At 63.4% G+C, this 25,943-nt stretch carries 28 protein-coding genes and 3 pseudogenes; 11 read left to right on the top strand and 20 right to left on the bottom strand.

All coding sequences use genetic code 11. From position 1 onward, the window contains the following. Nucleotides 1–484: 484 nt before the first annotated feature. A complete protein-coding gene (locus H5J25_RS04470) occupies nt 485–634 on the top strand; it encodes a hypothetical protein (RefSeq protein WP_202094925.1) in 150 nt (49 codons plus the stop codon). On the opposite strand, the gene H5J25_RS04465 is transcribed toward H5J25_RS04470, so the two are convergent. Next, entirely contained in the window at nt 631–1,284 is a 654-nt protein-coding gene (locus H5J25_RS04465; protein WP_202094924.1) for a PAS domain S-box protein, read from the bottom strand. The two genes, H5J25_RS04470 and H5J25_RS04465, sit on opposite strands and share 4 nt — an antisense overlap. Nucleotides 1,285–1,570: 286 nt before the next feature. Between H5J25_RS04465 and H5J25_RS04460 the strand changes: the two genes are divergently transcribed. Beyond that, on the top strand, nt 1,571–2,074 hold the full coding sequence (locus H5J25_RS04460; protein WP_202094923.1) for a DUF1993 domain-containing protein: 504 nt from the start codon (nt 1,571–1,573) through the stop codon (nt 2,072–2,074). Nucleotides 2,075–2,259: 185 nt separating this feature from the next. Here H5J25_RS04460 and H5J25_RS04455 read toward each other — a convergent pair whose 3' ends face one another. The 3 genes and pseudogenes from H5J25_RS04455 to H5J25_RS21550 all read right to left on the bottom strand — a co-directional run. Continuing rightward, on the bottom strand, nt 2,260–3,288 hold the full coding sequence (locus tag H5J25_RS04455; protein WP_202094922.1) for an ATP-dependent DNA ligase: 1,029 nt from the start codon (nt 3,286–3,288) through the stop codon (nt 2,260–2,262). A gap of 93 nt (nt 3,289–3,381) precedes the next feature. Next, nucleotides 3,382–3,558: a DUF72 domain-containing protein gene (locus H5J25_RS21555; RefSeq protein ID WP_404829576.1), complete on the bottom strand. Its 177-nt coding sequence runs from the start codon at nt 3,556–3,558 to the stop codon at nt 3,382–3,384. A gap of 118 nt (nt 3,559–3,676) precedes the next feature. Beyond that, a pseudogene (locus H5J25_RS21550) lies at nt 3,677–4,027 on the bottom strand (DUF72 domain-containing protein); the annotation flags it as partial. A 213-nt stretch (nt 4,028–4,240) separates the two neighbouring features. Between H5J25_RS21550 and H5J25_RS04445 the strand changes: the two are divergent. The 3 genes and pseudogenes from H5J25_RS04445 (at nt 4,241) to xth (ending at nt 7,202) form a co-directional block, all read left to right on the top strand. Then, nucleotides 4,241–4,426: a DUF3606 domain-containing protein gene (locus tag H5J25_RS04445; protein ID WP_202094920.1), complete on the top strand. Its 186-nt coding sequence runs from the start codon at nt 4,241–4,243 to the stop codon at nt 4,424–4,426. Nucleotides 4,427–4,457: 31 nt separating this feature from the next. Further along, nucleotides 4,458–6,266: pseudogene (gene ligD, locus H5J25_RS04440) on the top strand (DNA ligase D); the annotation flags it as partial. Between the two features lie 120 nt (nt 6,267–6,386). After that, entirely contained in the window at nt 6,387–7,202 is an 816-nt protein-coding gene (xth, locus tag H5J25_RS04435; protein ID WP_202094919.1) for an exodeoxyribonuclease III, read from the top strand. Here the strand turns inward: xth and H5J25_RS21545 are convergent. The 5 genes and pseudogenes from H5J25_RS21545 to H5J25_RS04410 form a co-directional block, all read right to left on the bottom strand. After that, entirely contained in the window at nt 7,197–7,457 is a 261-nt protein-coding gene (locus H5J25_RS21545) for a helix-turn-helix domain-containing protein (protein ID WP_225883486.1), read from the bottom strand. The two genes, xth and H5J25_RS21545, sit on opposite strands and share 6 nt — an antisense overlap. A 202-nt stretch (nt 7,458–7,659) precedes the next feature. Continuing rightward, nucleotides 7,660–8,831, bottom strand: a protein-coding gene (locus H5J25_RS04425) for an IS3 family transposase (protein ID WP_202094917.1) whose coding sequence is annotated in 2 segments (ribosomal slippage) — nt 7,660–8,567 and nt 8,567–8,831 — 1,173 coding nt in all. Because the reading frame shifts where the segments join, the coding sequence is not laid out codon by codon here. Nucleotides 8,832–8,891: 60 nt separating this feature from the next. Further along, complete coding sequence (locus H5J25_RS04420; protein WP_450097625.1) at nt 8,892–9,812, bottom strand: Y-family DNA polymerase; 921 nt, start codon at nt 9,810–9,812, stop codon at nt 8,892–8,894. Between the two features lie 3 nt (nt 9,813–9,815). Then, a pseudogene (locus H5J25_RS04415) lies at nt 9,816–10,249 on the bottom strand (LexA family protein). Between the two features lie 107 nt (nt 10,250–10,356). Then, nucleotides 10,357–10,776, bottom strand: a complete 420-nt coding sequence (locus H5J25_RS04410) for a MerR family transcriptional regulator (protein ID WP_202094916.1) — start codon at nt 10,774–10,776, stop codon at nt 10,357–10,359. Between the two features lie 69 nt (nt 10,777–10,845). On the opposite strand from H5J25_RS04410, the gene H5J25_RS04405 reads away from it, so the two are divergent. From H5J25_RS04405 to H5J25_RS04390, 4 genes are all read left to right on the top strand, one after another. Next, nucleotides 10,846–11,508 carry a cation transporter gene (locus H5J25_RS04405; RefSeq protein WP_202094915.1) on the top strand — a complete coding sequence of 221 codons (663 nt, stop codon included), beginning with the start codon at nt 10,846–10,848 and terminating at the stop codon, nt 11,506–11,508. A 418-nt stretch (nt 11,509–11,926) separates the two neighbouring features. After that, nucleotides 11,927–13,192 carry a TolC family protein gene (locus H5J25_RS04400; protein WP_202094914.1) on the top strand — a complete coding sequence of 422 codons (1,266 nt, stop codon included), beginning with the start codon at nt 11,927–11,929 and terminating at the stop codon, nt 13,190–13,192. A gap of 30 nt (nt 13,193–13,222) precedes the next feature. After that, complete coding sequence (locus tag H5J25_RS04395) at nt 13,223–14,362, top strand: efflux RND transporter periplasmic adaptor subunit (RefSeq protein WP_225883343.1); 1,140 nt, start codon at nt 13,223–13,225, stop codon at nt 14,360–14,362. 3 nt (nt 14,363–14,365) lie between these two features. Continuing rightward, nucleotides 14,366–17,590, top strand: coding sequence for an efflux RND transporter permease subunit (locus H5J25_RS04390; RefSeq protein ID WP_202094913.1), 3,225 nt, complete (start codon nt 14,366–14,368; stop codon nt 17,588–17,590). 411 nt (nt 17,591–18,001) lie between these two features. Here the strand turns inward: H5J25_RS04390 and H5J25_RS04385 are convergent, their stop codons facing one another. The 7 genes from H5J25_RS04385 to H5J25_RS04355 form a co-directional block, all read right to left on the bottom strand. Continuing rightward, a complete protein-coding gene (locus tag H5J25_RS04385; RefSeq protein WP_202094912.1) occupies nt 18,002–18,556 on the bottom strand; it encodes a GlcG/HbpS family heme-binding protein in 555 nt (184 codons plus the stop codon). A 2-nt stretch (nt 18,557–18,558) separates the two neighbouring features. After that, the gene (uraH, locus tag H5J25_RS04380; RefSeq protein ID WP_404829575.1) at nt 18,559–18,954 is read right to left on the bottom strand and encodes a hydroxyisourate hydrolase; all 396 of its coding nucleotides are present in this window, start codon (nt 18,952–18,954) and stop codon (nt 18,559–18,561) included. A gap of 42 nt (nt 18,955–18,996) precedes the next feature. After that, entirely contained in the window at nt 18,997–19,413 is a 417-nt protein-coding gene (locus tag H5J25_RS04375; RefSeq protein ID WP_202094910.1) for an META domain-containing protein, read from the bottom strand. A gap of 90 nt (nt 19,414–19,503) precedes the next feature. Further along, nucleotides 19,504–20,346, bottom strand: coding sequence for a uroporphyrinogen-III synthase (locus tag H5J25_RS04370; protein ID WP_202094909.1), 843 nt, complete (start codon nt 20,344–20,346; stop codon nt 19,504–19,506). 2 nt (nt 20,347–20,348) lie between these two features. Continuing rightward, nucleotides 20,349–20,645, bottom strand: coding sequence for a hypothetical protein (locus H5J25_RS04365; protein WP_202094908.1), 297 nt, complete (start codon nt 20,643–20,645; stop codon nt 20,349–20,351). A 4-nt stretch (nt 20,646–20,649) separates the two neighbouring features. After that, nucleotides 20,650–21,066: a nucleoside diphosphate kinase regulator gene (gene rnk / locus H5J25_RS04360; protein ID WP_202094907.1), complete on the bottom strand. Its 417-nt coding sequence runs from the start codon at nt 21,064–21,066 to the stop codon at nt 20,650–20,652. 330 nt (nt 21,067–21,396) lie between these two features. Further along, nucleotides 21,397–22,517, bottom strand: a protein-coding gene (locus H5J25_RS04355) for an IS3 family transposase (RefSeq protein ID WP_202094116.1) whose coding sequence is annotated in 2 segments (ribosomal slippage) — nt 21,397–22,268 and nt 22,268–22,517 — 1,122 coding nt in all. Because the reading frame shifts where the segments join, the coding sequence is not laid out codon by codon here. A 179-nt stretch (nt 22,518–22,696) separates the two neighbouring features. Between H5J25_RS04355 and H5J25_RS04350 the strand changes: the two genes are divergently transcribed. Then, complete coding sequence (locus H5J25_RS04350; protein WP_202094906.1) at nt 22,697–23,092, top strand: PRC-barrel domain-containing protein; 396 nt, start codon at nt 22,697–22,699, stop codon at nt 23,090–23,092. A 203-nt stretch (nt 23,093–23,295) separates the two neighbouring features. Here H5J25_RS04350 and H5J25_RS04345 read toward each other — a convergent pair whose 3' ends face one another. From H5J25_RS04345 to H5J25_RS04330, 4 genes are read right to left on the bottom strand one after another with little or no spacing between them, the layout of a single operon-like run. Further along, on the bottom strand, nt 23,296–23,898 hold the full coding sequence (locus H5J25_RS04345; RefSeq protein WP_225883342.1) for a carbonic anhydrase: 603 nt from the start codon (nt 23,896–23,898) through the stop codon (nt 23,296–23,298). Between the two features lie 45 nt (nt 23,899–23,943). Next, complete coding sequence (locus H5J25_RS04340) at nt 23,944–24,705, bottom strand: ZIP family metal transporter (protein WP_202094904.1); 762 nt, start codon at nt 24,703–24,705, stop codon at nt 23,944–23,946. Between the two features lie 4 nt (nt 24,706–24,709). Continuing rightward, on the bottom strand, nt 24,710–24,910 hold the full coding sequence (locus H5J25_RS04335; RefSeq protein WP_202094903.1) for a DUF3606 domain-containing protein: 201 nt from the start codon (nt 24,908–24,910) through the stop codon (nt 24,710–24,712). A 60-nt stretch (nt 24,911–24,970) separates the two neighbouring features. Continuing rightward, nucleotides 24,971–25,435, bottom strand: a complete 465-nt coding sequence (locus H5J25_RS04330) for an Rrf2 family transcriptional regulator (RefSeq protein WP_202094902.1) — start codon at nt 25,433–25,435, stop codon at nt 24,971–24,973. 93 nt (nt 25,436–25,528) lie between these two features. Here H5J25_RS04330 and H5J25_RS04325 point away from each other — a divergent pair, with 93 nt between their 5' ends. Beyond that, entirely contained in the window at nt 25,529–25,942 is a 414-nt protein-coding gene (locus tag H5J25_RS04325; protein ID WP_404829606.1) for a group III truncated hemoglobin, read from the top strand. Nucleotide 25,943 lies beyond the last annotated feature (1 nt).

Here is a 25,943-nt window from a genome sequence, read left to right as displayed (position 1 = left end):
TATAACTCAAAACCAAGAATTCGTTACGAAACAAAGCATCCAGAATGGATGCATTACGCTCGGGATCTATGGCCCCTTCGAAGGGGACCATTCTGCAACGGCTGTCGTGAACTCCAGGATTACTCGCAGGGCTTTTTTAGGCGCCGAGCCGAGTGAAGGCGCACGTGCTCGGATCACGGGCAACCGTCACCACGATTTCGGGGTACGAGGAACATGGCGATATTCGGACGCACCACGACGATAGGATCCGCCAAGTTCACGTATGCAGGCTGGTTCCAGCCTGGACCAAGCAACGAAATAGACTGCGACCTGTGATGCCCGACGAATATGCCGACTTGCCACGGATAGAGCCGGCCCAGTCAGCGGGGCCAAGACCCATTTGATTTCGCGGTTGCAACAAATAAGCTGATCAGCACGTTCGACGCCGGAATCGAAGGCGCATGCGGTACGAAGCAGGTGTAGCGATCGAAGGGAGCGCAAGACGATGCCGGATGATGAAACCGCGAAGCGGACAATGGAACTGGTCGAGATGATCAGCCATGCGCTGTCGGTGGCTGATCAGGCGGACATGCCCCTCGTCGCTATCCATCTGGACGAGGCGCTGGCTGCGCTGAAGCGGATCAAGGCCTGCTAGACGTCCATATGCGAATTTAGAAATCTCTCCACCTTCGTCATTCCAATCGCGGTGAGCTGAGCAGAGTCCCCCGACCATCCGGACAGTTCGATGAGACCCTTCGTCTCCAGAACGCGAAGCCAACGTTCAGAGGCGGACTGCCGCAGTGTCAGGCCATCCATTATGCTCCGCAGGTCCGCTGGGCGGGCCTCCGCCTCGGCGATGTAGACATGCAGCAAGATCATCCACGGGTAGTCATTGAAAAGCTCGTCGGTGAACTCCGTCCGTCGTCGCTCCATCAGGACGCTTAGACGCCTGGCACATCTCCAGAGGGTTTCAGGGCCATCGCTCGGGGTCGGGGCGTCGATCAGCTGGATCGTGCCGACGAGTTTGCTCCCGTCATCCGCGTTCAATCTGGATACCTGTACGCTCGACCAGACCGATGATCCGTCCGGCCGGACATAGCGCTTCCGGATCGCCAATGGTCCATCCTGTATCCGCAGAGTCGTGAGCGCCGCGACGTTGCCGGCGATGTCATGGGGGTGAGTGATCGACTGGAACATCGTTCCCACCAGTTCGCGCTCCTCCCGGAGCATGATCTCACAAACCTCCGGATCCACGGCTAGTAGTCGTCCGTCAGCGGTCGCGAGCGAGTGTCCCGTCAGGGCCATGGATGGGGTACCTATCGAAAGAGCTGAAGCACACCCATCATAACATTTGTTACGATTCAACATGAAAAGGCTATTGGCCGTCCAACGGGAGGCCCACCCGCTTCGGTCGGGCAGCGCTCCGCAAGGCCGACCCGCACGCCTTCTGCGACACGGTCGGCATCTCTGGCTAATAGGTAGGTTGTCGTTGGTCCATTCTCCGCGCCCGGCAACCGTCCGGCATCTTGTCCGATCGGTCGCAAGCGCCCAAGGCGCCTACGACCGCGAGATCAGAACAAGGGAAGTCGAGATGCCGACGCTGTATGAGATATCCGTACCGATCTTCACCCGCGCGCTACGCAATCTCGACCATCTGCTGGAGAAGGCAGCCGGGAGCGGGATCGACGAGCAGTCTCTGCTGGAGGCGCGCCTTTCACCGGACATGCTGCCCCTCACGCGTCAGGTCCAGATAGCCTGCGACACAGCCAAGCTGGCAGTAACGCGCGTCGCGCAAACCGAACCGCGGCCGATGGAAGATACCGAAACGAATCTTACCGAGCTGCGGGACCGCATCGCGCGCACCCTCGCCTACCTCAACGACGCCGCACCGGCCGCGTTCGACGGCCGCGAGACGGCAGAGATCATCATGAAGTTTCCCAACTCGGAGATGAAGTTCACCGGGCAGAGCCTGCTCACGGATTTCAGCCTGCCGAACTTCTTCTTCCACGTGACCACAGCCTACGGACTGCTACGCATGAAGGGGGTTCCGATCGGAAAGATGGACTTCCTTGCTGGCGGTAGCGGCGGCAGCTGATCGGGAACGGCGCAACGGCGCTACCGCGAGGCGCTTTCGGCGTCGTTGGCGATGTGCGTCGCGTGCTCGCGTCCGGCGCACAGGCCGTCGCCAACTGCTTCAGTCGAGATGTTTGGTTGAAAGCGCTCGCCATCCATAATCGTAGTCCAAGGTTGGCCATGGCTCGCTGATTGCGCCCTAAGGGCTTAGTCCTTTTGGCGTTCGTGCAGGGTGGAGAGCTCCGCTGGCCGAAGCTCATGGATGAGCTGGTCCATGGTGCACTGGCAAGGCGCCTTGTCCGGCCGCCAGCGGCAAAGCCTGGTCCCATGCCGGAACCGATCGCCTGTCACCTGATCGTAGATAACCTCGACGACCAGTTCGGATCTGAGCGGTTCCCATTCGCTCTCCTGCCCATGGTTCCACCGGCTCGGTCCACCGGGAGCCTTTCCGGTGAAGCCCGGCGCATCAACCAGCGGATCGAGCTTGCCAAGCATCTCCGTACGTTCGGCCGCGGCGATCCCCGAAGTGAAACCGACGTGGTGGAGCAGCCCGGCATCATCGTAGAGGCCGAGCAGGAGCGAGGCGACCCCGCCGCCGTCCTTCGTCCGGCGGAAGCCGCCAACTACGAAGTCCGCGGACCTGTGCTGCTTCACCTTCAGCATGGCACGTTCGCCCGGGCGGTATGGTTCGCCCACCTGCTTGGCGACGACGCCGTCCAGCGCCCCGCCTCCGCGTTCGAGCCATGATCGCGCGACGCGGATGTCCATCGTCTTGTCCGACAGCAACATGGAACTGCCACCATGAGCCTTGTGGAAGGCTTCCAGCTGAACGCGACGCTCGCTCAACGGTTCGGCGATCATGTCGCGGCCATCGAGCATGAGGCAGTCGAACAGCATGATCTGCGCGGGCGTCTCACGCGAGAGCCGCTCGATGCGGCTGGCTGCCGGGTGAAGCCGTGCCTGCAACGCATCGAACGAAAGCACATCGCCGATCGGCAGGATAAGCTCGCCATCGAGCGTGAACTCGGCCCGATCGACCTTTCGAAGCGCCTCGATAATATCGGGGAAGTAGCGGCCCAGCGGCTTGCCCGACTTCGACATGATCTCGACGTCTGAGCCCGCTCGGAAGACAAGCGCGCGGAAACCGTCCCACTTGGGTTCGAACTGCCAGGATCCATCATCTGGCAGTTCGGAGACGAGCTTGGCCTCCATCGGAAGAAGATCGAATTTCGGCATAATGTTCTCCGGTTGTCGTTCCAACGCCCGCCGATAGTACGAACGCTCGACTGAAAAGCCCGTTCACGGTCTCGATCGGGGGCCGCGATCAGGTCAGGGACCGGCCGGAATTTTTGCCAGGTGCCTCGACAGCAGCAGGGCATCACCGAGCGCTGCCGACGACGCGGTATTGTCGAACATGCACCAGACTGGCGTTCCAGCCGACACCTCGCTGGTGATCAGCTCGGCGTATTGGCGCAGGCGCTCTTCTCCGTAGGCCGACCGATACATCACCGGCGAACCATGCAGGCGGAAGTAGCTGAGGCCACGCCAACCGCCGGGTTGCGCCGCCTGCGGGAATCCTTGCCGGGTCGGCGGCGACCCGCGCTATCCCGAGCCCGGCCAGCAGATCATCTGCCTGTGGAGAGAACCAGCTTCCATGACGTGGTTCGACCACGATGCTCGCCTTCGTCTTACTTGATGCCGAACGCAGAAATGCGCCCGCGACATCGCCGTCGAACTCCAAGCTCGGCGGAAGCTGTAGGAGGAGAATGGCCAGCTTGTCTCCGAGCCCGCCTGCCTCTTCGAGAAACCGGTCGAGCGGCGCGTCAACGTCCACAAGACGGCGAACATGGCTGATCTCCTTCGGGATCTTGGCGGCAAAGCGGAAGCTTTCCGGAACGTCTTTCGCCCAGCGTTCCCAGGTCGTCCGCCGGTGCGGCCCGTGAAAGGACGAGTTTACCTCGACACCGTTCAGCACCGAGGCATAGCGTTGCAGCGATGAGCCTTCATTTGGGAAGCGTGGCCTTTCAGCCGCCGCAATCGCCCAGCGCGCCGTTCCGATCACTGGTGCCACTCGCAACCTCCACCGCAATGATCTGCAGGACGCTTCCACGTGTAGCGCAGCTCGCTGACACGAGTTCCGGAACAAGATCTGCCATCCGTCGATTCTGAGGCGTGAAGGAGATGTGAGATGGCTGATGACAAGAACAATCGCGGCGGTCAGGATCGCGCACGGGTCGCAGGCGGCGAAGGCTACGAGGTCGACTACTTCGCGCGGAAGCACGATATCTCGACCGAACAGGCCGAGGAGCTGATCAGGAGCGTGGGCAATAGCCGCGAGAAACTGGACGAAGCGGCCGAGCGGCTGAAGAAGTAGATCCGGACAGCGCCATCCGGAACGGAACCCGATGTGCAGGAGTCTCTTGGTTGTATGTCCAAGAGGTGACCGGGTGGCGCGTCTCAAGCAGAACGAAGCATCGAGCAAGTCGATAGGCAGTTCGCCGGGTGGGGACACCAGCCCGTCGCCGCCCTTTCAGCCGGTGCAGCTCGCGACGCTCGTGGATCAGGTTCCGGAGGGCAACCGCTGGATCCATGAACTAAAGTTCGACGGCTACCGCTGCCTGCTCAGCGTCGGCGGCGCGTCAGCTCACGCGTTCACGCGGTCCGGGCTCGACTGGACCGACAAGTTCAAGGCGGTCGTGGAAGCGGCAAAGGCGCTGCCGGCATACTCCGCGCTGATCGATGGCGAAGTCGTCGTGATCGACGCCGATGGCCGCACGAACTTCCAGGCTCTCCAGTCGGCGATCAAGGGCGATCCCGCACGCCTCGAGTTCTACGCGTTCGATCTGCTGAGCCTCGACGGCGAGGATCTCACCGGCTTGCCACTGATTGACCGAAAAGAGCGCCTGGCAAAGCTGCTGGATGGAAGTACCGGTCCGATCCACTTCTCGGATCACATCGTCGGCAAGGGCGAGGCGCTGTTCGACAAGTTCTGTGGCGCCGGCCTGGAGGGCGTCATTTCGAAACGCGCCGATGCGCGCTACGTCGGGGCGCGTAGCGGCACTTGGCTCAAAACAAAGTGCATAAAGCGCCAGGAGTTCGTCGTCGTCGGTTGGACGACATCCGACAAAGGACGCGGTTTCCGTTCGCTGCTGCACGGCGTCCACGAGGACGGAAAGCTCCGCTACGCGGGCAAGGTCGGCACAGGGTTCAACAACGACGAGATCATGAGGCTTGGCGAACTGATGGAGCCGCTGTCCACAAAGGCCGCGCCGGTGGATGCGCCGCGCGCCGCCGTCAAAGGCGCGCGGTGGATCAGACCAGTGCTGGTCGCCGAGATCGCATATACGGAGATGACAAACGACGGCACGCTGCGGCATCCAAGCTATCTCGGCCTTCGCGCCGACAAGAAGGCGGAGGCCGTGGTACTCGAGACGGAGACGCCGGTCGCTTCCGTCGGCACCGACATTGCTTCGAATGTCACGATCACCAACCGCGACCGCGTGATCGATCCTGAGGGCGGCGTCACTAAGGGACAGCTCGCCGACCACTATACCGCGGTGGCTTCGATCATGCTGCCCTGGGTGGGCAGCAGGCCCATCAGCCTCGTCCGCTGTCCACAGGGGCGGGCAAAGAAGTGCTTCTTCCAGAAGCACGACGCCGGGACATTCGGTACGAACGTCCATCATGTCGCGATCCTTGAGAAGGATGGTCACGAGGAACCCTACCTCTACGTGGATACAGCGGACGGGCTGCTCACCTGCGTGCAGATGGGCACGATCGAGTTCCACGGCTGGGGCGCCCGCATCGAGGATGTCGAGAAGGCCGACAGACTGGTGTTCGACCTCGATCCCGACGAGGGCCTTGACTTCGAAGCGGTGCGACGTGCCGCCTTCCATTTCCGTGACATCCTGAAGCAGATCGGTCTCGAGACCTTCCCGATGGTCACCGGCGGCAAGGGTGTGCACGTGATCGCGCCGCTCACTCCGCAGGCCGAATGGCCCGAAGTGAAGGACTTCGCACACCGTCTCGCCATGGCGGTCGCGCAGAGCGATGCCGAGAACTTCACCGCCGCACTGCCGAAGGTGCAGCGCAAGGGCCGCATCTTCGTCGACTACCTTCGGAACCAGCGCGGCGCGACCGCGGTGATGCCCTATGCGGTCCGTGCACGCGCTGGCGCGCCTGTCGCCGTTCCGATCACCTGGAAGGAGATGGAGACGATCGACGGACCCGCCCACTGGCACGTCGGCGATGCCGCCGAGTTGCTGGAACGGGCTGCTTCAAGGCGCTGGTCGGCTGGGGCCGCGCCGACCAGGTCCTGCCGGATCTATGAGAGGATGAAGATCGCCACCTACAACGTGAACGGCGTTAACGGCCGGCTACCCGTGCTCCTGCGCTGGCTGGAGGAGGAGGAGCCGGACATCGTCTGCCTGCAGGAGCTGAAGGCGCCGCAGGACAAGTTCCCTGAAACGCCGATCCGGGATCTTGGGTACGACGCGCTATGGCATGGCCAGAAGAGCTGGAACGGCGTCGCCATCCTCAGTCGCGTCGGCGTGATCCACGAGACGAGGCGCGGGCTGCCGGATGATCCCGATCCGAGCCAGAGCCGCTACATCGAGGCCGCTGTGAACGGGATAATCGTCGGCGGCCTGTACCTGCCCAACGGCAACCCCCGCCCCGGTCCGAAGTTCGACTACAAGCTCGCTTGGTTCAAGAAGCTGATCTCGCATGCGGCCACCCTGGTGGAGAGCGGGCTGCCCGTCGTGCTTGCCGGCGACTTCAACGTCATGCCGACGGAAGCCGACGTCTACAAGCCGGAGCGCTGGACCGAGGACGCCCTGTTCGCGCCAGAGGTACGGGCACTGTATGCCCGGCTACTGGCCCAGGGTTGGATGGACTCGCTGCGCACGATCCATCCGGACGAGACCATCTACACCTTCTGGGACTACTTCCGGAACGCTTACGGCCGGAACGCTGGACTCCGGATCGACCATCTCCTGCTCAGCCCGTCTCTTGCCGGGCGACTGACGGACGCGCAGGTCGACCGTGACGTGCGCGGCTGGGAAAAGACGAGCGACCATGCGCCGACCTGGATACGTCTGGCAGACAAGGCGGCCGCGAAACCGGCTCGTGCCTCGCGACGCTCGTCATAGGCCGAAGCGAGCTGGAACCGGAACCCTTCGATGCTTGAGGACACCAGCTGTCGACGGCGACGAAGCGACTTTTGACAGGTCGACCAGCCACCCGCGCGCGCGCTTGGATACTGATCCAGTTGCCTTGAGGCCGGCTAGCTCGCGCTGAACACTCTGCCTCGTTACCCCAAGGTGACCCGCAAGATCGACCTGTGTGAATGGGATGTCGATCAGGTGAGTTCCGTCTGGCTGAAGAAAACCGGATTGCTCCGCCAAGTTTGAAAACAGAAGCTCCAATCGCGTATTCAGACGGACCAGCGATGAAGTCTCGCGAATCCTTACGGCACGGCGAACAGCATGCGCGAACTTGCGGCATAGAGCGTCCGGTATCTCTACATGCGAGCGATACAGGCTCCAGAAAGCATGGGTGGGAAGGCATTCGACTGAGCAGCCCCCATCGGGTGGTCCGGGTTGTTAGTTAGTGCATTGTCGTCTCCGCCGCCATGGCCGGTCGAAGGTGGAGCGAAGCGGAACCGGAGGCCGGCAATGGCGGTGTCGCCGCTTCCGGAGCTGGCGGCCGGTAGCCCAGGCTGCTGTGCGGCCGGACGGTGTTGTAGTGGCGCCGCCACGCCTCGATCAGCACCTTGGCCTCCGCGAGGCTGTAGAAGATCTCGCCGTTGAGCAGCTCGTCGCGCAGCGAACCGTTGAAGCTCTCGTTATAGCCGTTCTCCCAGGGCGAGCCCGGCGCGATGTAGAGGGTCTTGACGCCGACCTGCCCAAGCCACTTCTGGACGGCGGTCGCGATGAACTCGCTGCCGTTGTCCGACCTGATGTGCGCTGGCGGACCCCGGGCGATGAACAGCTCGGCCAGCGCCGCCAGCACGTCTTCGTGTTTCAACTGACGTGCGACGGTCAGCGCCAGGCATTCCCTGCTGGCTTCGTCGATGATGATAAGGATGCGGAACTTGCGCCCGTCGTGCGTCCGCGCTTCAACAAAGTCGTACGCCCAGACGTGCCCTGGATACTCCGGTCGCAGGCGGATGCACGAGCCATCGTTCAACCACAGCCGGCCGCGTTTTGGCTGCCGCTGGGGCACTTTCAGTCCCTCGCGCCGCCAGATCCGCTCCACCCGTTTATGGTTCACCGACCAGCCTGCCGCATGCAGCAGCGCGGTCACCCGGCGATAGCCGTAACGACCGTATTGCCCGGCCAGCGCGACGATGTCCTCGCTCAGTGCCTGTTCGTCATCTGCCCCGCACGGCACCTTACGCTGCGTCGACCGGTGCTGCCCGAGCACGCGGCACACCCGCCGCTCGGATACGTCCAGCACCTCTTTCACCTGGTCGATGCAGCGCCGGCGCCGCGCAGGGCTCAGAAGTTTCCCCGTGCAGCCTCCTGCAGGATGAGCTTGTCCAGCGTCAGGTCGGAGATCGCGCGGCGCAGCCGAAGGTTCTCCTTCTCCAGATCCTTCATCCGCCGAGCCTGATCCGTCTTCAGGCCACCATATTCCTTGCGCCAACGGTAGTAGGTTTGCTCACTGACCGCGATGCGCCGACACGCCTCCGCGGTCGGTCCGCCCTGGCCCAGCACGATCTCGACCTCACGCAGCTTGCCGATGATCTCCTCAGGCTTGTGCTTCTTTGCAGGCATTCGTCGTCCCTTCCTCGATCCAGACTGTCATAGTCGATGGACCACTCAGAAGGGGGCAGCTCACGAGGCCGATGGCGGGTTCGGCCTGTACCGGGAGCCGTGTGCGAAGGCGATCAGGCGGCCGGCAGCCAGCCCCTGCGCACGGATCTTCTCGGCCGCGCGCGCCGCGCGCCGCGCCATTGCTTCGCACAGCTCGGGTAGCGCGGTGACGGGCTCACCGAACTGCCGCGTTACCGCGGTCGCCTTGAGCGGTTCGGGGGCTACTTTGAAATCCTCGCATTCGGTCCCGCCCAGCTCGCGCACCAGACGTTCCAGCACGACGGTGCCGACATCACGCGCGACCGCGGGCGGCAATGCCACCAGGTCCGCGGTCGTTTTCACGCCCAACGGTCGTAGCCGCGCTTCGAGCGCGCCTCCGATCCCCCATACCTCACCGACCGGCCAGTGCTCGAACAGACGCCGGCGCAGCTCCACGTCGTGAAGGTCGACGACGCCGCCCCAAATTTTTTCGGTCGCTTTCGCGAGCGCGTTCGCGACCTTCGACAGCGTCCGGGTCGGGCCGAGCCCAATCCTGGTCGGCAAGCCGACCGATCGAGCGATGTCGTCGCGGACCTGGTGGGCCGTCCTCACGTCGCCGAGCCCATTCGGCAGCACGGGCAGGCGGAAGAAGCTCTCGTCGATCGAGTAGATTTCCACCGCATCGGAATGCTCGGCGATCACGGCGTTGAACCGCCGGTTCAGGTCGGAATACAACTCATAGTTGCTAGACCGGAGCTGGATGCCGTGCCGCTTGATCCGATCGCGGATCTTGAAGACCGGCTCGCCCATCGGGACGTGGAGCGCCTTCGCTTCCTCGCTTCGCGCTACCGCGCAGCCATCGTTGTTGGACAGGACGATGACGGGCACCCCCTGCAGGCTTGGATCGAACAGCCGCTCCGCGCTGACATAGAAGTTGGCGACGTCGACGATAGCCCACGACATCGTCTAGCGCCAGTAGTCGCGGACGCCGGTCCGCACGACGCCCCATATCTCGACCCCGTCTGCCGGGGTCGCCTCATAGCGTTGCTGACTATTGCGCGCTTCGAGAAACGCGGCGCCGCGCCGGTGGATGAGCTGGCGGCAGACGAACCCGCATCGACGATGGCGATCACGATGTGCCCTTCTGCAGGACGCATGTCGCGATCGACCACAACCACGTCGTTATCGTGGATGCCGGTCTCCAGCATGCTGCTGCCGCTGATCCGGAACACGAAACTCGCCGCCCGATCGAGCCGAAGCAGCTCGATCAGGCTTATCGCATCGTCCTCCCAATCCTGGGCGGGGCTTGGAAAGCCGGCTCCCGCTGCGCCGACGATGCGAAGGATGGTCCCCTGCGGTACGTCGACGAGCGGGACCGGCTGCATAAGTGGCAGCATTATGATTCCCTTCTCGTCCTTCTAACGTGCGATGGAACGTAAAGGGAACAGGACAGATCAACCGTTTAACGCATCGAGCCCCGGCGTCGCCGCTTGCACTGTCGGAGCGCTCAATGTGAGCGGGCCTCCACGCTCGGACCCAAGGCTTCGATCATCCTGCAATCGGCCACGGTGTTGCGGCTACAGGAGTCGATCAGCGCGTCCAGCTCGCCAGCGAGGGCCGTCAGATCGGCAATTTTCCGCGTAATCGCATCCCGGTGCTGGTTGGCGATCACGTCCACGGCCATGCAGGATTGTTCGCGACGATCGGCGAGCCCCATCAACTCGCGTACCTGATCGATCGAGAAGCCAAGATCGCGCGAGCGACGAATGAAGGACAAGCGCCGCAGATGCTCGCCCTCGTAGGTTCGATAGTTGCCGGCCGACCGCGCTGGTGCCGGCAGCAAGCCGATCTGTTCGTAATAGCGGATCGTCTCGACCTTGGTGCCCGTCGCCGAGGCCAGCTTCCCGATCGTCAGTTTCTCAGACATAGCGCTTGACCCTCTAGCGACTAGAGGGTGCATATAGGCTGCCAGATCGATTCTATCGAGGTGGCGAACATGGCCTGTACGAGCTGCGCGTCCGACAAGGCGGACACCCTCAACGACCCGAGGTGGCGGCGCGCGCTGTGGATCGCGCTCGTCATCAATGGCGGCATGTTCGCGATCGAGATCATCGCAGGGGTCACGGGTGGGTCGAAGGCGCTCCAGGCCGACGCACTCGACTTCTTCGGTGACGCCGCCAATTACGCGATCAGCCTTGGTGTCGTCGGAATGGCGATAACCTGGCGCGCGCGAGCAGCGATGCTGAAGGGAGCGACGCTTGCCCTGCTCGGGCTCTATGTCCTGCTCGCGGCGGGGTGGGGTGCGCTCAACGGCGCTGTGCCCCATGCCGAGGTTATGGGCGTCGTGGGAGTTGCGGCGCTGATCGCGAACGTCGTGGTCGCAGTAATGTTGTACCGGTTCCGCAGCGGCGACGCCAACATGCGTTCGGTGTGGATCTGCTCGCGCAACGACGCGATCGGCAATATTGCGGTCGTGCTGGCTGCACTCGGCGTGCTCGGTCTGAACAGCGCCTGGCCCGATCTTGCGGTGGCCACGTTGATGGCGGTGCTCGGTCTGTCGGGCGGCTTTCAGATCATGCGACAGGCGCGTGCCGAACTGCGGTCCGGTTTCACGCCTGCCCCTTCCACTTACAGGCAGCCGTTACATGGCAATCGGTAAGCTGCTAAGGCGAAGGCCGATGCACCGGGTCTCCGCCTTGTTCCTTTGTCTCATGCTCATGCTGTCGCTTGGGCTGGGATCGGTCGCGCACGCGACCGAAGGTGTGAGATGCGTCGATTCTACCTCCGCCAGCTCGCTCGAACATAGCGATGGTGACGGGGACCAGGTGCCGGCCGACGCCGACAAGGCATACCCGCACCATCATGGCGGATGCCACGGCCACCATATCGGCGTGCCGTTCGAGCCCAATCTTGCTGCTTCTCTGAGTGCCCTCCCTATGGCGCCGGTCGCATGGAACCACGATCCGATGGGACCAGTGCCTTCGGACCCAGCCCTGCGACCTCCCCAAGCCTGACGAGCGCCTAATCCGCCGGGAGCTTCCCGAGCGGCTTTCCAGGTTCGTCAGGAGTTCGTCACCATGTCCCGTATTATCGCGGCCTTATTGGCCGTGGCGTCGTGCGCATCGATCGCGCACGCGCAATCGTCCGAGCCAGCATCGACCAGTCCCCCACTCACGCTCGATCGGGCGTTGGCGCTCGCCGGTGCAACTGCCCCTAGCCTTGAAGCAGCCACGGCAGGGGTGCGGGCCGCCGAGGCGGGGCGTACCGTCGCAGGCTACCGCCCCAACCCGTCGATCGTCGCCGAGACCGAGAACATTGCGGGCAGCGGCCAATATCGGGGCCTCCGCAGTGCGGAGACAACAGCCGGCTTGGCGCTCCCGATCGAGCTTGGGGGCAAGCGCTCGGCACGGATCGCGGTCGCTGACGCGATTGGCAACCGTGCGCGGATCGGAACGGCGCTGGCCGAGGCCGATCTGCGGCTCGCCGTCACGCAGCTCTACATCCAGGCAGCATCGGCCGAACGCCGCCTCGTCACGGCCCGCGAACAGGCCGGCATCGCCCGGGAAGCGCTACGTGCAGCCGGTGTCCGCGTGCAGGCGGGACGTGCGTCACCGCTCGAACAGCAGCGTGCCGACGTGCTGCGCATCAACGCAGAGACGGCCGTGGAGCGTGCCCAGCGGCTTGCCGAGGTAGCGCGAGACAATCTCGCTCGTCGGATCGGCCAGCCCGTGACTGGCCCGCTGGACCTCGCATGGTATGATCGTGTCGAGGGCTTCGGACCGGCGAGGCCGATCGAACCCGCCGGCACGCTGGCGCTGGCCGCCGCCCGCGCCGACGCGACGACGGCCGAGGCACAGGTGCGGCTCGCTCGATCGCAGCGTGTTCCCGATGTGACGTTGAGCGCCAGCGCGCGACGGCTTGAGGCGACTAACGATGTCGCCGCGGTGTTTGGGGTGTCCATCCCCTTCCCCGTCTTCAACAACGGCAAGGCAGCCGTCGCCCAGGCGCGCGCGCAGAGCGATCAAGCGCAGGCCCTGCGGCGTGTTGCCGAGTTGGACGCGGCGCAGGACATTGCAAACGCGCAGGCGGAGGTGGCGAATGCCGCCACGTCCGCACGCAATGCGAGCGGTCCAGTGCTGGCATCGGCAGCCGAGGCCGCTCGCATCGCCCGGATCGGCTACCGCGAGGGCAAGTTCGGCCAGCTCGACTTGCTCGATGCCGAACGGACCCTGTCCGAGACCCGCACCGCCGCGATCGACGCGCTCGCCACCTACCACGACGCACAGGCACGCTTGGAACGGCTCGTTGCCGCCGCGCCCTCTCCTGAGGAAAACATTCAATGACGAAGATCATCATGGGGGGCGCTGGCGCCCGTGACCCTCGCCCTCATCCTTGCGGGATGCGGCGGGACCAGCAGCAGCAGCGAAGCCGGCGAGAAGGGCGGAGTCGAAAAGACGGAGGGTGCCGGTGCAAGCGAGGCCAAGGAAGGTCCGAAGGATGCCGTCACCTTGTCCGCGCAGCAGATCGCGGACGCCGGCATCGAGGTCACGCGGCCCACGGTAGGTGGCGTCGCCGGTGCGATCGAGCTTTCGGCAACGATCGAGGGCGATCCGCAGGGCGTGCAGGTAGTGTCGGCATCGGTGGGCGGGCGTCTCGTCTCGCTCACCCGCAATCTCGGCCAATCCGTTGGTCGAGGCGACCCGCTCGCCATCATCGAGAGCCGCGAAGCGGCGTCACTCAAGGCGGAGGTCGAGGCCGCTCGCGCGCGAGCGGCCCTTGCGCAATCGAACCTTCGTCGGGAGCAGCGCCTGTTCGCCGAACGCGTCTCGCCGGAACAGGATCTCGTCGCGGCGCGGACCGCGGCGACGGAAGCCAATATTGCGCTGCGCCTGGCACAGCAGCAATTGTCCGCGACCGGCAGCGGGGGCGGTGCGCTCAACCGTATCGCGGTACGCTCGCCGATCGCCGGTCAGGTCATCGCGCGCTCGGCCACGCTCGGACAGGCGGTCGCCGCCGACGCCGAGCTTTTCAGGGTCGCCAACCTTTCCAAGGTCACGGTTGCGACTTCGTTGGTGCCGAGCGATGCGGGCCGGGTGAAGCCCGGCGCGCGCGTCGAGGTCACAGCAGCGGGTCGCCGTCAGGAAGGGCGCGTCACCTTCGTCTCCCCCGTTCTGGACGAGACCACGCGCTTGGTGCCGGTGATCGTCACGCTCGACAATGCCGGCAGCACATGGCGCGTCGGCGAGACGGTCAATGTGTCGATACTGGTGCCCGCAAGCGGGGACCGCACCGTTGCGGTGCCATCGGCCGCGGTCCAGATGATCGAGGACAAGTCGTTCGTCTTCGTGCGGACTCCCACAGGGTTCCGGGCAACGCCGGTGACATTGGGGCGGACCAACGGCGGTCAGGTCGTCGTCACGTTCGGGCTCACAGGCTCGGAGCGGATCGCCTCCACCAACAGCTTCACGCTCAAGGCCGAACTCGGCAAGGGCGAAGGCGGGGACGAGGACTGAGCCATGATCGGTCGCATCGTCACCCTCTCCGTCGAGAAGCGCTGGCTTGTCCTGCTTTTCACGGTCGCCGCGGCTCTGCTCGGGATCGGCGCGCTGCGCCAGCTCCCGATCGACGCCGTTCCCGACATCACCAACAACCAGGTGCAGATCAACGTCGTCGCCCCTGCCCTCTCCCCCGATCAGATCGAGAAGCAGGTCGCGTTCACGGTCGAGACCGCGCTCGCCGGCATCCCCGGCCTTGAATATACTCGTTCGCTCAGCCGCAACGGGTTCGCCCAGGTCACGGCCGTCTTTAATGAAAAGACCGATATCTACTTTGCCCGACAGCAGGTGGCCGAGCGGCTGCGGACTGCGGAGGAAGACCTTCCCGAGGGCGTGAACCCCGAAATGGGGCCGATCGCGACCGGGCTCGGCGACATCTTCATGTGGACCGTCGAGTACCGCGAGCTGGATCAGGTTCGTCATCGCAACGGCGAGCCCGGGCTGCAACGAGACGGCAGCTACATCACGCCTGAAGGCGATCACCTTGTCAGCGAGGCCGACAAGGCGACCTACCTGCGCACAATCCAAGATTGGATCGTCACGCCTCAGCTCAAAAGCACGGAAGGACTGGCCGGGGTCGACTCCCTTGGTGGATACACCAAGGAATATCTCGTCGTTCCGGACGTACAGCGCATGGCTGCAATGCGACTGACGCTGCAGGATCTCACCACTGCGCTTGAGCGCAATAACACCAGCGCCGGCGCCGGGGTCGTCAATCGCAACGGCGAAGGACTGGCTGTCCGATCCGATGGGCGCGTGCGCAATGCCGACGAGCTTGCCCGCACCGTAGTCGCCACCCGCGAGGGTGTGCCGATCCTGCTCAACCAGATCGCGACCATTCGGACCGGTCAAGCACTGCGCATGGGCTCCGCGTCCGAGAACGGCCACGAAGTGGTGGTCGGGACGGCCGTTATGCGGATCGGCGAGAATAGCCGCACCGTTTCGACGGGGGTGGGCGAACGGCTGACGCAGATCGGGCGCTCGTTGCCGGTCGATGTGGTCGTGAAGCCCGTGATGAACCGGACCGAGCTGGTAAACTCCACCATATCGACGGTCGCCCGCAATCTCGCCGAAGGCGCGCTGCTGGTCATCGTCGTCCTGTTCGCCCTGCTCGGCAACTTCCGCGCGGCGCTGATCGCGGCTCTCGTCATCCCCATCACGATGCTGCTCACCAGCATCGGCATGTTGGAGGCGGGCGTCTCGGCCAATTTGATGAGCCTCGGCGCGCTCGATTTCGGCCTGATCGTGGACGGTGCCGTCATCATCGTCGAGAACGCGTTGCGGCGCCTCGCCGAAGCCCAGCATGGCCACGAGGGCGAGCTGACGATGGAACAGCGGCTTGGGCTGGTTGCGGCGTCCGCCCGCGAGATGATCCGGCCGTCCGTCTATGGGCAGGCGATCATCATCCTCGTTTATACGCCCTTGCTCACCTTCACTGGCGTCGAAGGCAAGATGTTCGAGCCGATGGCGCTCACCGTCATCATCGCGCTCGTGTTCGCCTTCATCCTGTCGCTGACCTTCGTGCCCGCGGCGATCGCCATCTGGCTCAGCAAGCGGGTAGAGGAGAAGGAAAGCCGGGCCGTGACGTTCCTCCGGCAGCGCTACGAACCGGGGCTCGACGCCGCGATGCGCCGCCCGACGCTCACCATCGGCGTCGCGATCGGCGCGCTGGCGCTTGCCGGCGTGGCCTTCACCACTTTGGGACAGGAGTTCCTGCCTCAACTCGACGAGGGCAACTTGCTTGTGCAGGCAGTTCGCGTTCCAGGCACATCGGTCGACCAAAGCCAGGCGATGCAGTTCCAGGTGGAAAAGGCGCTCGCCAAGGCACCCGAGGTTCGTTTCGCCTTCTCGCGCACGGGCACGTCCGAGATTGCTTCCGACCCGATGCCGGCAAATATCACGGATACGTTCGTCATCCTGAAGCCGAAGGCGGAGTGGCCCGATCCCGGTCTTTCCAAGGAGGAGCTGGTGGAGCGCCTGGAGAAGCGACTCTCCGCTCTTCCAGGCAACGCCTACGAGATCACCCAACCAATCCAGATGCGGTTCAACGAACTGATCGCGGGCGTGCGTGGCGATATCGCGATCAAGGTGTTTGGCGACGACTTCGGCGAGATGAATGCGACCGCCGATCGGATCGCCGGCATTCTGCGCCGGACCCAAGGTGCCGCAGACGTACGAGTAGAGCAGACCGAAGGCCTGCCGATGCTCGACATCCGGCCGAACCGCACCGCCATGTCGCGCGTCGGGGTAACGGCCGGCGACGTGCAGGACACCGTCGCCGCAGCCATCGGCGGCCGGCAGGCCGGCGTGATCTTCGAGGGGGATCGTCGCTTCCCCGTCGTGATCCGGATGGCGGAAAGCGCACGGTCGGACCTGACGGCAATCGCCCAAGTACCGGTGCCGACTGCCGCCGGCGGCTTCGTCCCGCTCTCGACCGTGGCAGATATCGCCGTCGTCGATGGTCCCAACCAGATCAGTCGCGAGAACGGCAAGCGGCGTGTCGTGGTGCAGGCGAACGTGCGCGACCGCGATGTGGCCGGCGTGGTGGCTGATGCCCGGGCGGCGATCGACGCCCAAGTGAAGCTACCGGCAGGGACCTACCTCGAATGGGGTGGTCAGTTCGAGAACCTCGCGTCTGCCCGTGACCGGCTGAGCGTCGTCGTCCCCATTTGCTTCATCGTCATCATGTTCCTGCTCTACGGTGCGCTCGGCTCTATCAGGGACGCGCTGATCGTGTTCACCGGCGTTCCGCTGGCGCTGGTGGGAGGCATTCTTGCGTTGGTGCTGAGAGGCATGCCCTTCTCCATTTCCGCGGCTGTCGGCTTCATCGCGCTTTCCGGCATCGCCGTCCTCAACGGGTTGGTCATGGTGACTTCCATCCATGACCTGATGCGGGATGGCATGGATCGCGCGCTTGCGGCCCATCGAGGTGCGCTGGTCCGGCTCAGGCCGGTCGCGATGACGGCGCTCGTCGCCTCGCTCGGCTTCGTACCCATGGCGCTGGGGCATGGCGCGGGCGCTGAGGTGCAAAAGCCGCTGGCGACGGTCGTCATCGGCGGCCTGATCTCTGCAACGCTGCTCACCTTGTTCGTACTGCCGACGCTCTACGCCCGCTTCGGAAGCCGCGAGCTGCCCGCACCGGCAGACGGACATGTCGCACTCCCGCCCCTCCCCCCGCATGCGTAATAAAGGCGCAATGATGCACGATTATGGAGCGAACGTGAGCCTGGCGGAGGCGGTCAGCTAATATGTTGTCAGTTAGCGATCCGGCCGGCTCATTTTGCGCAGAATCCAACCTAGGGTGCGCCCACCTGCCAAGACAGTCAGGAACCAAAAACTCAGCGTGGCAACAAACGGACCGGGGCGGAAAGTGTCCTCAGCCCCGACATCGTGGATGACCGAGGTACTTGGGTTGTCAGCCAGGAAGGGAGCGGGCCACCCCGCGACTTCGCGAGGCAACCAGTTATATTCTAGTGGGCCTTCATGTCCGTACATTGTCCTCTCGTCCGTAATCGGGTTAATCCAAGCGGTCGCGATGGATATCACCAGTGCGAGAAACAGTGACGAAAGCGTTTTGATCATCGTTGGCGAGCTCGGCTACCGGCTTGAAGGCGGGGCCGCCATGCCGGCGACGATGCCCTTCATTGCGCAAGCTTCATCTTGAGCCGAGCCGCCCGAGCCGGCGACCCCAACGGCTCCGACGTCTTCCTGATCAAACATGATCGGCAAGCCTCCGCCAAGCAGCAGCAGTGCATCAACGGTGTTCAGGTTGCGGGAAGTCGGATCCGCGTGAGCTCGCTCGGACAATACGCTGGTGCTCGTCTTGGTTGAGAGCGCCGTGAATGCCTTCTTCTGGGCGGCAATGGTGTTGTGAGGACCGACGTCGTCGCCACGCTGAAGTGTGACGAGATTGCCGCCACGATCGACTACGGCAACGACTGCAGACCGACCTCCGACACGGCAGGCTTCGATCGTCGCCGTCGCAATCCGGTCGGCAAGCACGAGTGATACGGTCCGTTGCTGACGGACCTGTGCTTCAGAGGCCGTGCTGGACGCGATCGTAATGATGGCGCTGGCGAAAACCAGGCATCCCGGACCTCCTAAGGATCCATTTATAAACCTCTCCAGACGCCTCTCGGAGGTGCCGGCCATGCTCAGTTGCCCCGGTAGGTCGAATAGCCGAACGGGCTGACGACGACGGGAACGTGGTAGTGACCGACCTTGTCAGCGACGGTGAACACGAGGTCAATTTCTGGGAAGAACGGCGTAGCTCCTGGTGAGGGGTAACGCGTCATATCGAACTGGAGCTTGTATGTGCCGCGATCGAAGTTTGTGGTCCCGAACGACCGGACACGTCCATTCTCGTCGGTCCGCGCGCGAGCGGCTTCGATCCATCGGCCGTCGTCTGCTTTCTTGAGCAGCACGACCGGAACATCTCGCCCACCGATGCCCCGGGCGAGATCGAGGACATGGGTCGATATTTCGGCCGCGGGGGCGGCTGTCGCCATCGCGCCGAGAGCGAGTGCGGTGGCAAGGACAAAGCGGTTCATGGTCATTCCTGAAATTCTGGGTTGAAGCGAAAAGGATTAGGATCAGCGGCGCGCGACGATGCTCTTGCCCGATGCCGATGTGAGAGTGAGCTTGCCGGTCCGGTCGATGCTGTAGCGCGTCACCATGCCGATGAGATCCACCAGCTTGCGCTCCTGGTCCATCAACGCGGGCGGGCACGCCATCATCGTCGTGCCGGCCGGGCTGATTGTCAGCCTGCTCCCCTCGACTGTGTAGTTGGCGATCAGGCGGTTGCAGCTTGCATTGCCCGACAGCCTGCCCTCCGGGCCGAACAGCAGCGTCGCCAGCGAATTGTCGATGACGCCCGCTCCTGCGATATTCTCGACCCGCCACTCGCCCGCCTGAAGCGCAGTGACGGAGGCCGTGTCAGCAGACGATGATCCGGAGCCGGTGGTGGCGCAGGCGGAAAGCATCAAGCCTGCCGTGATGGCGGCGGTCATCGGGGCACGGAGCATAGCTTAGACTTTCTTGAAAGGAGTTTGAGCACACCGGCAACGGTGCCGGATCGCCTCGCAATTAGATAAGACGGTTCAGGCGGCAGTAGGGTCCGGATGATCATCCGGCGAAACATCGGGAACATTGTCGTTTCGCGCCGCGAGGCCTCGCGATGACCGCCGCGATTGAAGTGCGGACGTCAGGATCGCCGCATTGCGTCTGCGGGGTTGTGACGGTCGCTTCTGCCCCGCTGGCGAGATCCGGGCGATCATATCGAGGAGCGATCCTTCGGTCGGATGGGTGGCGGTATGCACGCTGACGTGTTGCAGCTCACTGCAAGCGCGGGCCGCCTGCTCAGATATGCACCATAACGCGCCGCGCCAGCGGGCACCGCGCAGCATCGGGACGATGCGCTCGGCACCGCTGCGGGAATGCAAGACGATCGCACTGATCCGATCCATCGCGCCTGTCACAGGTACGAGCGCATGATCCTGGACCGGCACGGATTTGTAGACTGGCTGACGCGCGACGCGGCAGTCCCGGGCCGCTAGACGGTCGGCGACTATCGGGGAGGTGCTGTCGCCGCACAGGAGCAGGATGCGCGCGGCGGGTGGAAGCACATGGCCGATGAGATCCGACAGCATCTCGTCATCATTGCCCGTGGAAGTGACGGTCCCGTAGCCCGCCAGCGAGGCTGCATTCGCGACCGAGCCGGAGGCGGCGAACACCGGCACGGACGCGAGTTGATCGCGGCGCGCGAAATGGCGCACCGCGTGGACACTTGTGAAAACGATCGCATCGGGCAGCGACGTAATCGGTGGCTGGTAGCGGGCCACCGTCGTGATCACTGGCACCATCAGCGGGCGCTGCCCTAACGCGTGTAGTTCGCGTGCCGTGCGCAGGTTGTCGGGAGCCGATCGGGTAATCCAGACGGACATGGCTATGCTTGCCTGGCCTTGCGCTCACGGCCACCATCACGGGTAACGATCATGGCGGCAGGCGCGCAGTTGCAACGTCGCAGATCGCGGACAAGCAGCTCGCCCGTCGCAATGACCTCCAAGGCCCGGGCATGGATGTAGCGGACAGGCTCGCCGTTCAGCAGCGTCGCCCACGCCGCGCCGCGATGCTGGCGTGGCCCTGCTCCTCCTGGCGAAGTGAAGACATGACGGTGCTCGATCACGAACAAAGCCGTGCCGTCATCTCCGGTGCAGCGGTGACGAGCCAGTTCCCCGATCATAGCCTTAACCCTCTCCAGACGACGTCACGCTCACGATGCGCAGCATTCGATCATGTCCGTCGCGATCCGCCCGGCGGATTGAAGACCCGGCCATCATGCCGATCAGGCCCACGCCAATCGGCGTCAGGTTTGAAATCCGCCCTGCAGCTATGTCAGCGTCGCGGGGATAAACGAGTTGCACGGTGCGGCGTGAGCCGCCTCCTTCATCAATGAAGTCAACGCGTGAGTTCATCGCCACCGTCTGCTCCGGCAGTTCGCCCGGTTCGCACAGTTCGGCGCGATCGAGCTCGGCAAGGAGCACCGCCGAGGAATACGGGTGCCTGTGCTCGGCACTCAGAGCCAGTTCCGAAAGTGCGTCGCACTCGGGGGCAGCGAGATGGATAGCCGGACGGTCATCCGGCGAAACGGTGTGTTGTTCCATTGTAGCAGCTTTTCGCTATCCGAGATCGGAGGCCCCACCCGGGCACCTTCCTAAGGATCAGATCGAATAGGCCCGAACTCAGGCGGCAATGCCGTCCAAGCCCGGGCTACCGGCGCCCGGCGAGTTGCCCTGCGTGGTGGCGGAAGCGCCTGTATGTCGCGAAAACGTACATCTTTGGAAGATGATGCCTACAACAGATTCGTCAACCCCTGAGTCCTATCTGGAGCTGGCTGATCAATGTGTCCTGTAGGACAAACCCGGCTCGATACATCCAGTTTGGGCGCCGGTACTCAGGACGGAGCCGGGCTCTACATGACCTGCTCCCCGTTTTCAGGCCGCTGATAACTTAGCTTCGGTTTCCATATGCCCCTGGCGGGGGCGGTTCGTAAACTCGGCGGGTGCCATCCCGCCAAGACTGCTGTGCGGACGCACGGTGTTGTAGTCCGTCCGCCATGCCTCGATGATCCGTCTCGCCGCAGCCAGCGAGGGGAACAGGTGTTCGTTCAGACACTCGTCGCGCAAGCGACCATTGAACGATTCCACAAAGCCATTCTGCTGCGGCTTCCCCGGGGCGATGTAGTGCCACTCGACCCCGGTGTCTTGACACCAGGCGAGGACGGCATGACTAGTCAGCTCGGTGCCGTTGTCGCTGACCACCATGCACGGCAGCCCGCGACGCTCGGCGATGGCGCTCAGCTCGCGAACGACCCGCCGACCCGACAGCGAGGTGTCGACGATGCATCCCAAGCATTCCCGGCTGTAGTCGTCGATGACGTTGAGCATGCGGAACCGCCGGCCGCAGGCCAACGAGTCCGATACGAAGTCGAGCGACCAGCGCTGGTTGGATTCTTGCGGGATCGCCATCGGCGCCCGCGTGCCCAGCGCGCGCTTGCGACCGCCACGCTTGCGTACGGTCAGTCGCTCCTCGCGATACAGCCGATACACCTTCTTCAGGTTCATGCCCTTGCCCTCCCGCTTGAGCAGGATCGCCAGCCGTCGATAGCCGAAGCGACGACGTTCGTTCGCGATCTCGCGCATCCGCGCGCGGACAGCATCGTCCTTCCCGCGAAGCGGCTCATATTGCCACGCCGACCGGTTGACCCCGATCAGCCTGCAGGCGCGACGCTCGGAGAAGCTGTGGTCGGCCATCAGCTTCTCCACCGCAGCGTAGCGATCTCCAGACCGGGTCAATTTTTTCCCAGCAGATCCTTCAGCGCCGACACGTCGAGCATCGACTCCGCCAGCAGCTTCTTCAGCCGGCGGTTCTCGTCCTCGAGCGCCCGCAACCGCGCCGCCTCCGACACGGTCATCCCGCCGTACTTCGCCTTCCAGTTGTAGAACGTCGCGTCACTGATTCCATGCTTCCGGCACAAGTCGGCGGTCTTCACGCCGGCCTCATGCTCGCGCAGCACGCCAATGATCTGATCCTCGGTAAATCGGCCTCGCCGCATCACTCGTCTCCATCTGACGAGCTAACTTACCAATGGCATGAATTCTGGGGAGCAGGTCATACAATCCTCGCTCTTCGTTTGGTCGTCAGCGCTCTGGTACTACGAGGGTTGGCGCTCAAGAAAGCCACAGGAACGAATTTAAACACGAGACGCTCTAGAATGAAATAGGAGGCGAGGTCATGAAAGCTGTTGTTCTAATGGCGACGACGACGGTGCTGCTCATGGGCTGCGGCAACAACGAGGCAGCCAGGGCGGACTCTGCCACAGCCGCCAACTCCAGCGCACCTGCAGCCGCGCAGCAACCCACGATCGCTTTAGGGCTTACGAGGGAGCAGCTCGAAGACGCGGATATTCTCGACACGACCGGCCGCGAGATAGCGGAGGTTGAACAGGTCGTGATGGATTCATCCGGCAAGGTGACCGGGCTTTTGGTAGAGATCGATGACACCGATCCGGACCGCAACGTCACCATTCCGCTCGACGGCCTGGTGGTGGTCGTGCAGGGGCACGACCGCAACCTTCGTGGCCCGCTCACACGCGATCAGCTGCTTGCTAAGCCCGAGGCGGGCCGGTGATTTTCAGAATGTGGAAGGCGGGCATCTCGTTTCACTGAAGGCAGCTTCGCCGGTAGAGAAACGCCTTTCAAATCGTCCGCGCGGAGTGCGATCCGAGCAATGCCGGTGACAAACTGGTGCTGTTAAGCGGATTGCCTGCGATGTCGGCGCGGCATGATCACGCTACCATACCCAGGGGGCGAAGCAGGTAACGGCATTCGGGGTTACGACGTAAGATTGTCGAAGAAGTCCACCTCGCCCGTTGCCAGGCTATAATAGGCACCTACGATTCTGAGCTTACCTTCTGCCAAAGGGGATAGGAGGATCGGTGCGCTCGCTTCACGCAATCCGCGCACAACACGTCTGACGTTTGACCTTACGGCGTTCTCGGTTGGATCACCGCTTAGGCTCCTCGCCTCCAGGACAGCCGGAATGATGGGTTCCAGCATGGTGCCGATGGCTCCCGGAAAACGGGCATTGTTCTCAACCACCGACATGGCCGCCTTTACAGCGCCGCATGCCTGGTGACCCATTACGACGATCAGAGGCACATTGAGGACCGCCACAGCAAATTCAATCGAGCCTCTCGCGACGGTATCGATGGTGTTGCCGGCATTGCGAACGATGAACAGCTCACCCAGACCGCGCCCAAACAACAGCTCTGGAGGTACCCGGCTATCGGAGCACGTGACATAGGCGCAGAACGGAGACTGGCCCTGAGCGAGGCTCAACCGCCGGCTTGGGCCGATATCGGGAGCAGCCACATCACCGCGCAGGAATGCGGCGTTTCCGTCACGTAGAAGAGCGAAAGCTTCATCAGGTGTCATGTATGCGCTCCTCATTAGATCTGGGGCGAGCCGACGCCGGGGTTTTCATCCGCCAAGCTTCGACAGAATGAATGCTGCAAGAAAGCCTATGACGGCGATCAGACCCGAATAGTCATGGGTCGCCTCGGTCGCTTCGGGGATCATGGTGTCGACCAGCATGGCCAGAATGGCACCTGCCGCTACCGCTGTCACTGCGGCGATGAGCTCCGGACCGCTGCCGGCTAAGGCAACATTCCCGATCATTGCCGAGATAGCGGAAGCTATCGCGATCCCGCCCCAAACCCCGAAAGTGTAGCCGGGTCCCCTGCCTGCGGCCTTCATCCCTGCCGCGCTGGAGAGTCCCTCAGGAACATTGGAAAGGAAGACTGCAGCGACCGTAACGGCGCTCACTCCACCTCCGCTCAGCAGGCTAGCGCCGATCACCACCGATTCCGGGATACCATCGAGCAACGCACCGATAGCTATCGCCGCGCCGGAATTCGATTGCGCGCTAGGCTGACTCTCGTCCGGGTTGGATCCTGAGCGCTTGCGGTGACGCGCACCTCGCTGCGATACGATGATGTTAGCCGCGGTATAGACCACTGCCCCGCCGAGAAAGCCGAGCTCGGTGGAGTCAAAGCCCCCCTGTCGGAACGCCTCGTCCATCAGATCGAACGCGACTGCCGAGATCAGCACTCCTGACCCGATGGCCATGATTGATGCGATAAGCCGCTGCGGCAGCGTTACGAAATAGGCGACCAGGGCACCGAGGATCAGCGCCGATCCGCCAACGAACCCCCAAAAGCCTGCGACCCATACTCCGGTCACAACCTTACCCGCTGTTTCGCTCGCCCTTCAACTTCTCTGCGGCTTCGTCGAGTTTTGCCCGATCGTTGCCGACGCGCTTGATGAGGTCGCGAGCCTGCCCCTGGCTAAGGCCATGCTTGGAAGCGAAATACTCCACCTCATAAGGTTCGTTGCCAGCCACACGGATCCGATCCTGCTGCCCCTGTTTCGCTTTGTCGTCTGCCATTCTGATCCTCACTCTGTCGGAGATCGAACGTGTCCGGACGTAAATTGCTCCGGCAGACGGCTAGGGATGCAGTGATGTTGCGCTTTCGACCGGGAGCGGGTCCTGCCTGGCGACCGAGAAGAGCTCCAGGATATCGGCACGTTTTGCGAGGAGATCATCGAGCGTGTAGCGATCGAGCACGGCCATGAAGGCGGCGAGCGCCTCTCGAAGCACGCCGGTCAAACCGCACGCAGGCGCAATGATGCAGCGTCCGCAGTCCGCCAGATCGAAGCCGTCCTCCGTATGTCGGACAACGGCACCGACGCTGATTTCCTCAGCGGGTCGGCCAAGTCTGATTCCCCCGAACCGTCCTCGCGCCGTCGTGATATAGCCGGCCTTCCCGAGATCGTGGACCACCTTCATCAGGTGGTCCTTCGAGATACCATAGGCGCGGGAGATTTCCGCGATCGAGCATAGGCGATCGGGGCGTGCGCCGACGTAGAGCAGCACCCGCATGGCGTAGTCGGTGTAGCGCGTCAGCCGCACATGGCCTCCCGATCCAAGCCGTCATCGGCTGCTCCGCTTATATGTATTTCTGTTGCATCTTTCAAATCGGGAGAATAGATGCACTTGAAGTACATGATTGGAGCATGGCTCGTGGACGAGTTGGCGCAGATCGATGAGCAAGGGCTGAGGCGGCTCGTCGCCCTGTTCTACGCGCGGGTCCGCGCGGATGCCGATCTCGGACCGATCTTCAACGATGCCGTTGGCGACTGGTCCGAACATCTCGAGAAGCTCACCGCTTTCTGGTCATCAGTGATGCTGACCAGCGGCCGGTACAAAGGCAATCCGGTCGCCGCACATATCAAGCATCGTGAGCGCATCGACCCTGCGTTCTTCGAGCGTTGGCTGGCTCTGTGGGCGTGCACTACGGCTGAGGTAATGCCGCCGGAGACTGCGACTGCCCTTCAGGCAAAAGCTGCCCGTATTGCCGAGAGCCTGCAGCTGGCCATGTTCTTCAAGCTGCCGCCTTCGGGCCGAAAGGCCGCTTGAG

Origin of the sequence: Sphingomonas aliaeris (genome assembly GCF_016743815.1) — a bacterium.
Classification (GTDB): Bacteria; Pseudomonadota; Alphaproteobacteria; order Sphingomonadales; family Sphingomonadaceae; genus Sphingomonas; species Sphingomonas aliaeris.
The sequence above is the reverse complement of the archived record's forward strand: the minus strand, read 5'-3'. Positions and strand labels throughout refer to the sequence as shown.

Bases quoted from the DNA above. Each gene is read 5' to 3' on its own strand.
- H5J25_RS04470 (WP_202094925.1), top strand. From the start codon at position 485: ATGCCGGATGATGAAACCGCGAAGCGGACAATGGAACTGGTCGAGATG.
- H5J25_RS04465 (WP_202094924.1), bottom strand. From the start codon at position 1,284: ATGGCCCTGACGGGACACTCGCTCGCGACCGCTGACGGACGACTACTA.
- H5J25_RS04460 (WP_202094923.1), top strand. From the start codon at position 1,571: ATGCCGACGCTGTATGAGATATCCGTACCGATCTTCACCCGCGCGCTA.
- H5J25_RS04455 (WP_202094922.1), bottom strand. From the start codon at position 3,288: ATGCCGAAATTCGATCTTCTTCCGATGGAGGCCAAGCTCGTCTCCGAA.
- H5J25_RS21555 (WP_404829576.1), bottom strand. From the start codon at position 3,558: ATGTATCGGTCGGCCTACGGAGAAGAGCGCCTGCGCCAATACGCCGAG.
- H5J25_RS04445 (WP_202094920.1), top strand. From the start codon at position 4,241: ATGGCTGATGACAAGAACAATCGCGGCGGTCAGGATCGCGCACGGGTC.
- xth (WP_202094919.1), top strand. From the start codon at position 6,387: ATGAAGATCGCCACCTACAACGTGAACGGCGTTAACGGCCGGCTACCC.
- H5J25_RS04420 (WP_450097625.1), bottom strand. From the start codon at position 9,812: ATGTCGTGGGCTATCGTCGACGTCGCCAACTTCTATGTCAGCGCGGAG.
- H5J25_RS04410 (WP_202094916.1), bottom strand. From the start codon at position 10,776: ATGTCTGAGAAACTGACGATCGGGAAGCTGGCCTCGGCGACGGGCACC.
- H5J25_RS04405 (WP_202094915.1), top strand. From the start codon at position 10,846: ATGGCCTGTACGAGCTGCGCGTCCGACAAGGCGGACACCCTCAACGAC.
- H5J25_RS04400 (WP_202094914.1), top strand. From the start codon at position 11,927: ATGTCCCGTATTATCGCGGCCTTATTGGCCGTGGCGTCGTGCGCATCG.
- H5J25_RS04390 (WP_202094913.1), top strand. From the start codon at position 14,366: ATGATCGGTCGCATCGTCACCCTCTCCGTCGAGAAGCGCTGGCTTGTC.
- H5J25_RS04385 (WP_202094912.1), bottom strand. From the start codon at position 18,556: ATGGCCGGCACCTCCGAGAGGCGTCTGGAGAGGTTTATAAATGGATCC.
- uraH (WP_404829575.1), bottom strand. From the start codon at position 18,954: ATGAACCGCTTTGTCCTTGCCACCGCACTCGCTCTCGGCGCGATGGCG.
- H5J25_RS04375 (WP_202094910.1), bottom strand. From the start codon at position 19,413: ATGACCGCCGCCATCACGGCAGGCTTGATGCTTTCCGCCTGCGCCACC.
- H5J25_RS04370 (WP_202094909.1), bottom strand. From the start codon at position 20,346: ATGTCCGTCTGGATTACCCGATCGGCTCCCGACAACCTGCGCACGGCA.
- H5J25_RS04365 (WP_202094908.1), bottom strand. From the start codon at position 20,645: ATGATCGGGGAACTGGCTCGTCACCGCTGCACCGGAGATGACGGCACG.
- rnk (WP_202094907.1), bottom strand. From the start codon at position 21,066: ATGGAACAACACACCGTTTCGCCGGATGACCGTCCGGCTATCCATCTC.
- H5J25_RS04350 (WP_202094906.1), top strand. From the start codon at position 22,697: ATGAAAGCTGTTGTTCTAATGGCGACGACGACGGTGCTGCTCATGGGC.
- H5J25_RS04345 (WP_225883342.1), bottom strand. From the start codon at position 23,898: ATGACACCTGATGAAGCTTTCGCTCTTCTACGTGACGGAAACGCCGCA.
- H5J25_RS04335 (WP_202094903.1), bottom strand. From the start codon at position 24,910: ATGGCAGACGACAAAGCGAAACAGGGGCAGCAGGATCGGATCCGTGTG.
- H5J25_RS04325 (WP_404829606.1), top strand. From the start codon at position 25,529: ATGATTGGAGCATGGCTCGTGGACGAGTTGGCGCAGATCGATGAGCAA.